Origin of the sequence: Streptomyces sp. E2N166, from assembly GCF_003671715.1 — a bacterium.
Classification (GTDB): Bacteria; Actinomycetota; Actinomycetes; order Streptomycetales; family Streptomycetaceae; genus Streptomyces; species Streptomyces thinghirensis.
This window is the reverse complement of record NZ_RAIF01000031.1, coordinates 238607-245326: the sequence shown is the minus strand read 5'-3', so window position 1 is coordinate 245326 and position 6720 is coordinate 238607. Positions and strand designations below refer to the sequence as shown.

The 6720-nt window shown below is 72.0% G+C and carries 7 protein-coding genes; 5 read left to right on the top strand and 2 right to left on the bottom strand.

The window, feature by feature from the left end; translation table 11 throughout:
- The coding region (locus EBH09_RS23135) for a hypothetical protein (RefSeq protein ID WP_238697418.1) at positions 1-1061 on the top strand (1061 nt) is incomplete at its 5' end.
- A gap of 110 nt (positions 1062-1171) precedes the next feature.
- On the opposite strand, the gene EBH09_RS23130 is transcribed toward EBH09_RS23135, so the two are convergent.
- Positions 1172-1864 (bottom strand): PH domain-containing protein, encoded by a 693-nt coding sequence (locus EBH09_RS23130; protein WP_121748861.1) that lies wholly within the window; start codon positions 1862-1864, stop codon positions 1172-1174.
- A gap of 113 nt (positions 1865-1977) precedes the next feature.
- Here EBH09_RS23130 and deoC point away from each other — a divergent pair, with 113 nt between their 5' ends.
- Genes deoC through EBH09_RS23115 form a run of 3 tightly spaced genes read left to right on the top strand, consistent with a single transcriptional unit; the run spans position 1978 to position 5301 of the window.
- Complete coding sequence (deoC, locus tag EBH09_RS23125) at positions 1978-2943, top strand: deoxyribose-phosphate aldolase (RefSeq protein WP_121748860.1); 966 nt, start codon at positions 1978-1980, stop codon at positions 2941-2943.
- Positions 2944-2948: 5 nt separating this feature from the next.
- A complete protein-coding gene (locus tag EBH09_RS23120; protein ID WP_121748859.1) occupies positions 2949-4409 on the top strand; it encodes an aldehyde dehydrogenase family protein in 1461 nt (486 codons plus the stop codon).
- Entirely contained in the window at positions 4402-5301 is a 900-nt protein-coding gene (locus EBH09_RS23115) for an aldehyde dehydrogenase family protein (RefSeq protein WP_121748858.1), read from the top strand. The genes EBH09_RS23120 and EBH09_RS23115 overlap by 8 nt, the downstream gene beginning before the upstream one ends.
- Positions 5302-5437: 136 nt before the next feature.
- Here the strand turns inward: EBH09_RS23115 and EBH09_RS23110 are convergent, their stop codons facing one another.
- Positions 5438-5842, bottom strand: coding sequence for a hypothetical protein (locus EBH09_RS23110; protein WP_121748857.1), 405 nt, complete (start codon positions 5840-5842; stop codon positions 5438-5440).
- A gap of 181 nt (positions 5843-6023) precedes the next feature.
- Between EBH09_RS23110 and EBH09_RS23105 the strand changes: the two genes are divergently transcribed.
- The gene (locus EBH09_RS23105) at positions 6024-6626 is read left to right on the top strand and encodes a uridine kinase (RefSeq protein WP_121748856.1); all 603 of its coding nucleotides are present in this window, start codon (positions 6024-6026) and stop codon (positions 6624-6626) included.
- Positions 6627-6720: the final 94 nt, after the last annotated feature.

Sequence of the window (6720 nt, the reverse complement as noted above, 5' to 3'; positions counted from 1 at the left end):
CCGTACGCCTCACGGGCCTGCTCGTGCTCGTGATCTGGGCCCCCCGCCGGCACCAGGACCTCTGGGTGAACCTCGCCGCGCAGTGGGACTCCGACTGGTACCTCGCGATCGCCGACCACGGCTACGACGACGAACTCGGCACCGCCCACAACTCCAACAACCTGGCGTTCTTCCCTCTCTACCCGGTCCTGGTGAAGGCGGTGGCGGTACTCACGCCGGGCACGCGCGCTTCCACGGGCCTCGGCCTCGCGGTCGTCGCCTCACTCATCGCGGCGTGGGGCATCTTCGCGGTGGGCGACCACCTGCACGGCCGCCGCGCCGGCGTGCTCCTCACCACGCTGTGGGCGGCGTTCCCGGTCGGCGCGGTGCAGTGGATGGGCTACACGGAGTCGCTGTTCACGGCGTGCGCGGCATGGTCGCTGTACGCGGTGCTCACGGGTCGCTGGCTGTGTGCGGCGGCCTTCGCCACGCTCGCCGGGCTGACCCGCCCGACCGGCATCGCGGTGGCGGCGGCGGTCACCCTGACGGCGCTGCTGCATCTCGTCCGCCGCCGGGCCCTCGTCCCGCGCGTCCTCGCGGCCGCGCTCCTCGCGCCGCTCGGCTGGTGCGCGTACCTCGGCTGGGTGGGTCTGCGTCTGGGCCGCTGGGACGGGTACTTCGCCGTACAGCGGCTCTGGCACAACGAGCTGGACGGCGGCCTGCGGACCCTGCACCAGATCCGGTGGCTGCTGTGGCGCGACCCCACCCCACAGCTGTTCCTGGTGATGGTGACGCTCACGCTGATCGCGTCGGTGGTCCTCTTCGGCCTGTCGGTGTGGGACCGCCAGCCCGCCGCTCTGCTGGTCTTCACGGGCGTCATGCTGGCGATCGTCCTGGGCAGTGGCGGCGTGTACTTCTCCCGGGCCCGCTTCCTGCTCCCGGCCTTCCCCCTGCTCCTGCCGCTGGCCCTGCACCTGTCCCGCGCCTCCCGGCGCCACCGCGCCCTGGTGCTGACGGCGGCGGTACTGGGCTCCGCGTACTGCGGGGCGTACATGCTCCTGATCTGGTCGGCCGCGCCCTGACAGACCCGGCGCCCGACCCGGCACAAGGCCCGAACCGGACCGCCGGCCCGCCGGACCGTCCGCCGACCCGCCACCCCGCCAGACCGCCGGCCCGCCAGACCGCCAGACCGTCAGCCCACCCCCAGCAGGACCGCCAGCAGCACCGCCCCCGCCACCGCCGGCGCGACGATCTCGTACGCCCAGCGCACCGTCACCTCGCCCTGCGACGTGTTGGCCGGCTTGCGCGCCTCCAGCGTCTCGCGCAGCTCGTCCATGACCTTGTCGGTCTCCGCCCGCACCGGCCCGTCCGCCGCCGCGGCGGCCCCGGCACCGGCCCGCACACCGCCGCCACCGAGACCGCCGAGCACGCCACCGCGCCCCCGGCCACCCCCGGAGGCCCGCCGCGTCTCCTGCCGGGCGGCCTTCTTGCGGCCGCGCAGCGAGACGGGGATGGACCACAGCTGGTACTTGTCGCCGGACTCCGTGAAGACCTCGTTGGAGTAACCGGACCGGAACGAGGCGACCTGTCCCCAGGGCAGCACGATCACGCGGAAGGGATTGCGCACCCGCAGCCGGTCGTCGTTCGCGAAGACGGCCGGCCGCACGGTGTAGGCGGCGATGAGCGGCACCAGGAACAGCAGCGCGGCGAGCGCCATCCAGGGAGTGCGGCCCTCGCCCGCGACCAGGGCGTCGATGCCGAGCCACAGGGCGAGCGCGAGCAGCAGAACGCCGCCGGCGAGGCCCGCGGGCGAGCGGTAGATCCGGTCCTTGGACACGGGTACCGACGGCTGCGGCGATGGTGACTGGGGCTCCGGGGTCGTCATGGTGCCGATTGTGCCCGACGGCCCCGATGACGCTCATAGGCGGTGCCGGACCGCAGAATGAGCGCACGGGACTGTACAGCCGCTACGCGCGTAGATATGCTCGCCTGGTGACCATGCCCACCACTGCATCCGCTGTTCCCGCACACGGACTCGCCGACGTCACCGCGTCCGACAGCACGCTGCGCCGCTTCCTGCACGGGCTGCCCGGCGTCGACACGGTCGGCCTGGAGGCGCGCGCCGCCTCGCTCGGCACCCGTTCCATCAAGACCACCGCGAAGGCGTACGCCATCGACCTCGCCATCTCGATGGTCGACCTGACGACGCTGGAAGGCGCGGACACCCCGGGCAAGGTCCGGGCTCTCGGCGCGAAGGCGGTCCGTCCCGACCCGACCGACCGCGCGACCCCCGCCACGGCGGCCGTCTGCGTCTACCCCGACATGGTGCCCGCCGCCAAGGCGGCCGTCGCCGGCTCCGGCGTGAAGGTCGCCTCCGTCGCCACCGCGTTCCCGGCCGGCCGCGCCTCGCTCGCCGTGAAGCTGGCCGACGTGCGCGAGGCCGTGACGGCTGGCGCGGACGAGGTCGACATGGTCATCGACCGCGGCGCGTTCCTCGCGGGGAACTACATGAAGGTGTACGACGAGATCGTCGCCGTACGGGAAGCCTGCGGCACGTCCGCCCGGCTGAAGGTCATCTTCGAGACCGGCGAGCTGTCGACGTACGACAACATCCGCCGCGCGAGCTGGCTCGGCATGCTGGCGGGCGCCGACTTCATCAAGACGTCCACCGGCAAGGTCGCGGTGAACGCCACGCCCGCCAACACCCTCCTCATGCTGGAGGCGGTCCGCGACTTCCGCGCGCAGACCGGCGTGCAGGTCGGCGTGAAGCCGGCTGGCGGCATCCGTACCACCAAGGACGCGATCAAGTTCCTCGTCCTGGTCAACGAGACCGCGGGCGGGGACTGGCTGGACAACCACTGGTTCCGCTTCGGCGCCTCCTCGCTCCTGAACGACCTGCTGATGCAGCGTCAGAAGCTGGCCACGGGCCGTTACAGCGGCCCCGACTACGTGACGGTGGACTGATCACCATGGCATCTGCACCCGCATCCGCTCCCGGATCCGCATTCGAGTACGCCCCGGCGCCCGAGTCCCGCGCCGTCGTCGACATCGCCGCGTCCTACGGCCTGTTCATCGACGGCGAGTTCACGGAGGCCGCCGACGGCAAGGTCTTCAAGACGGTCTCCCCGTCCACCGAGGAGGTCCTCTCCGAGGTCGCCGAGGCGGGCGAGGCGGACGTCGACCGCGCCGTCGCGGCCGCCCGCAAGGCCTTCGAGAAGTGGTCGGCGCTCCCCGGCTCGGAGCGCGCGAAGTACCTCTTCCGCATCGCCCGCGTCATCCAGGAACGCAGCCGCGAACTCGCCGTCCTCGAGACCCTCGACAACGGCAAGCCGATCAGGGAGACCCGTGACGCGGACCTCCCCCTGGTCGCGGCGCACTTCTTCTACTACGCGGGCTGGGCCGACAAGCTCGACCACGCCGGCTACGGCGCGAACCCGAAGCCGCTCGGCGTGGCCGGCCAGGTCATCCCCTGGAACTTCCCGCTCCTGATGCTGGCGTGGAAGATCGCCCCGGCGCTCGCGACCGGCAACACGGTCGTCCTCAAGCCGGCCGAGACGACTCCCCTCTCCGCCCTGTTCTTCGCGGACATCTGCCGCCAGGCGGGCCTGCCCAGGGGCGTCGTCAACATCATCACCGGTGACGGCCGCGCCGGCGCCGCGCTGGTCGCCCACCCCGACGTGAACAAGGTCGCCTTCACCGGCTCCACGGCCGTCGGCAAGCAGATCGCGCGCACGGTCGCGGGCACCCGCAAGAAGCTGACGCTCGAACTCGGCGGCAAGGGCGCCAACATCGTCTTCGACGACGCACCGATCGACCAGGCCGTCGAGGGCATCGTCAGCGGCATCTTCTTCAACCAGGGCCAGGTCTGCTGCGCGGGCTCCCGGCTGCTGGTCCAGGAGTCGATCCACGACGAGCTGCTGGACTCCCTCAAGCGCAGGCTCTCCACGCTCCGCCTGGGCGACCCGCTGGACAAGAACACCGACATCGGCGCGATCAACTCCGCCGAGCAGCTGGCCCGGATCACCGCGCTGGCCGACCGGGGCGAGGCGGAGGGCGCCGAGCGCTGGTCCCCGGCCTGCGAACTGCCTTCGTCCGGTTACTGGTTCGCCCCGACGCTCTTCACGAACGTCACCCAGGCGCACACCGTCGCCCGCGACGAGATCTTCGGCCCGGTCCTGTCGGTGCTGACCTTCCGTACGCCCGACGAGGCGGTCGCCAAGGCCAACAACACCCCGTACGGCCTCTCCGCGGGCATCTGGACGGAGAAGGGCTCGCGCATCCTGGCGGTCGCGAACAAGCTCCGCGCGGGTGTGATCTGGTCCAACACGTTCAACAAGTTCGATCCGACCTCGCCGTTCGGCGGCTACAAGGAGTCGGGCTTCGGCCGCGAGGGCGGCCGCCACGGCCTGGAGGCGTACCTCGATGTCTGACCAGAACCGTCTCAGCGTCTTCAAGACCTACAAGCTGTACGTCGGCGGGAAGTTCCCGCGTTCCGAGAGCGGCCGGGTGTACGAGGTGACAGACGCGAAGGGCAAGTGGCTGGCGAACGCCCCGCTCTCCTCCCGCAAGGACGCCCGTGACGCGGTGGTCGCCGCGCGCAAGGCGTTCGGCGGCTGGTCCGGCGCGACGGCGTACAACCGCGGCCAGATCCTCTACCGGATCGCCGAGATGCTGGAGGGCCGCCGGGACCAGTACGTCGCGGAGGTCGCCGACGCCGAGGGCCTGTCGAAGTCCAAGGCGGGCCTCCAGGTGGACGCGGCGATCGACCGCTGGGTGTGGTACGCGGGCTGGACCGACAAGATCGCCCAGGTGGTCGGCGGCGGCAACCCGGTCGCGGGCCCCTTCTTCAACCTGTCCTCTCCCGAGCCGACGGGCGTGGTCGCCGTCCTCGCCCCCCAGGAGTCGTCCTTCCTGGGCCTGGTCTCGGTCGTGGCGCCGGTGATCGCGACCGGCAACACCGCGGTCGTCGTCGCGAGCGAGAAGGCCCCCCTCCCGGCCCTCTCCCTCAGCGAGGTGCTGGCCACCTCCGACCTCCCCGGCGGTGTGGTCAACATCCTGTCCGGCCGTACGGCGGAGATCGCGGCCCCTCTCGCCTCGCACCAGGACGTCAACGCGATCGACCTCGCGGGCGCCGACGAGACGCTGGCGAAGGAGCTGGAGATCGCCGCGGCGGACAACCTCAAGCGCGTCCTCCGTCCACAGCCTGTGGACGGAGGAGGCTGGTCGACGACTCCCGGCACCGACCGGATGACGGCGTTCCTGGAGACCAAGACGGTCTGGCACCCGACGGGTGCGCTGGGCGCGTCCGGCTCGTCGTACTGAGGCACCGGAGCCACGGGGCCACCGGAGGCCCTGGAGCCCGCCGCACCGAGTACACCCACGAGCGAGCCGCGTCTTCCCTCCGTCCGGGGAAGGCGCGGCTCTTCGTATGTCCCGTACGCCAGGGGCGCGGACGGCGTCAGCGCAGCAGCTCCGTCACCTGCCCCACCACCGGCACGCCGCCGAGGGACTGGGCCTGCGCGACCGGACCGGTCAGCGCCGTCGAGGTGAGCGGCTGGAAGTCGGCGACCTTCGTGCCGACGCCGTTGTCCAGCGGGTCGACGCCGGTGCCGGCCAGCGGGTTGGGCTTGAGGTCCGCGACCGGGCCGGTCACGTAACCGACCATGCCGGTCACCGCCTGGAGGCCCGCCTGCGGATCGATGTCGCCCAGTGAGGTGGGACGGGTCTGCGCCAGGCCGGCGAGTGTCTCGCCGCCCTCCGCGGAGGCCGAGACCGCGCCTGCGCCCAGGGCCACCCCCGCGGTCGCGAGGACGACCAGGGCGCGCTGGACGGTCGGGGTGCGGGAGGACGCGTGTCGGGCCATCGGTGAGTCACCTCGTGCTTCGGAGTACTTCGCGAGTACCTCGGAGAGTAATCGGGTCGACGCGAAGCGTAGTTGAGATGTGACGCGGGCTTCAAAGTCGACCCGCGGGGTCGTACGGCGGCCGTTCGATGCCTCAGACTGGTGTCCCGTGAGCTCCCATCCGCCCATACCGACGCGAGTCGTGCTGCTCTGCGGCCCTTCCGGCTCCGGCAAGTCCCTCCTCGCCGCCCGCTCCGGCCTCCCGGTGCTGCGGCTCGACGACTTCTACAAGGAGGGCACCGACCCGACGCTGCCGCTGGTGCCCCAGAGCTCCGACATCGACTGGGACCACCCCGGATCGTGGGACGCGGACACGGCCGTCGCGGCCATCACGGAGCTGTGCCGCACCGGCCGTACGCGTGTACCCCTCTACGACCTCGCGCTCAGCGCCCGGACCGGCGAGGAGACGATCGACATCGGGCGGACGCCGCTGTTCCTCGCGGAGGGCATCTTCGCCGCCGAGATCGTGGCACGCTGCCGGGAACTGGGCGTTCTCGCCGACGCGCTGTGCCTGAGCCGGGGCCCGCTGACGACCTTCCGCCGCCGTTTCCTGCGGGATCTGCGGGAGGGCCGCAAGTCCGTGCCGTTCCTGATGCGCCGCGGCTGGCGGCTGATGCGGCAGGAGCGGTCGGTCATCGCCCGTCAGACGGCCCTGGGCGCCCACGCCTGCGACCGGGACGAGGCGATGGGCCGCCTGACCGCCGCGGCGGCGGGCCGGTGCGCCACGGCGCGTACGGCCGCGTAACGCGCGCCCGCACAGAGAACCCGCACACAGAGAAGCGGGACTGGACGGACCCCCCGGCCCTCCAGTCCCGCTCTCCTCGTGCTCCCCCGTGTCC

What these genes read in the sequence shown, in the direction of transcription:
- EBH09_RS23130 (WP_121748861.1), bottom strand. Translation starts at nt 1,864, where the DNA reads ATGACGACCCCGGAGCCCCAGTCACCATCGCCGCAGCCGTCGGTACCC.
- deoC (WP_121748860.1), top strand. Translation starts at nt 1,978, where the DNA reads ATGCCCACCACTGCATCCGCTGTTCCCGCACACGGACTCGCCGACGTC.
- EBH09_RS23120 (WP_121748859.1), top strand. Translation starts at nt 2,949, where the DNA reads ATGGCATCTGCACCCGCATCCGCTCCCGGATCCGCATTCGAGTACGCC.
- EBH09_RS23115 (WP_121748858.1), top strand. Translation starts at nt 4,402, where the DNA reads ATGTCTGACCAGAACCGTCTCAGCGTCTTCAAGACCTACAAGCTGTAC.
- EBH09_RS23110 (WP_121748857.1), bottom strand. Translation starts at nt 5,842, where the DNA reads ATGGCCCGACACGCGTCCTCCCGCACCCCGACCGTCCAGCGCGCCCTG.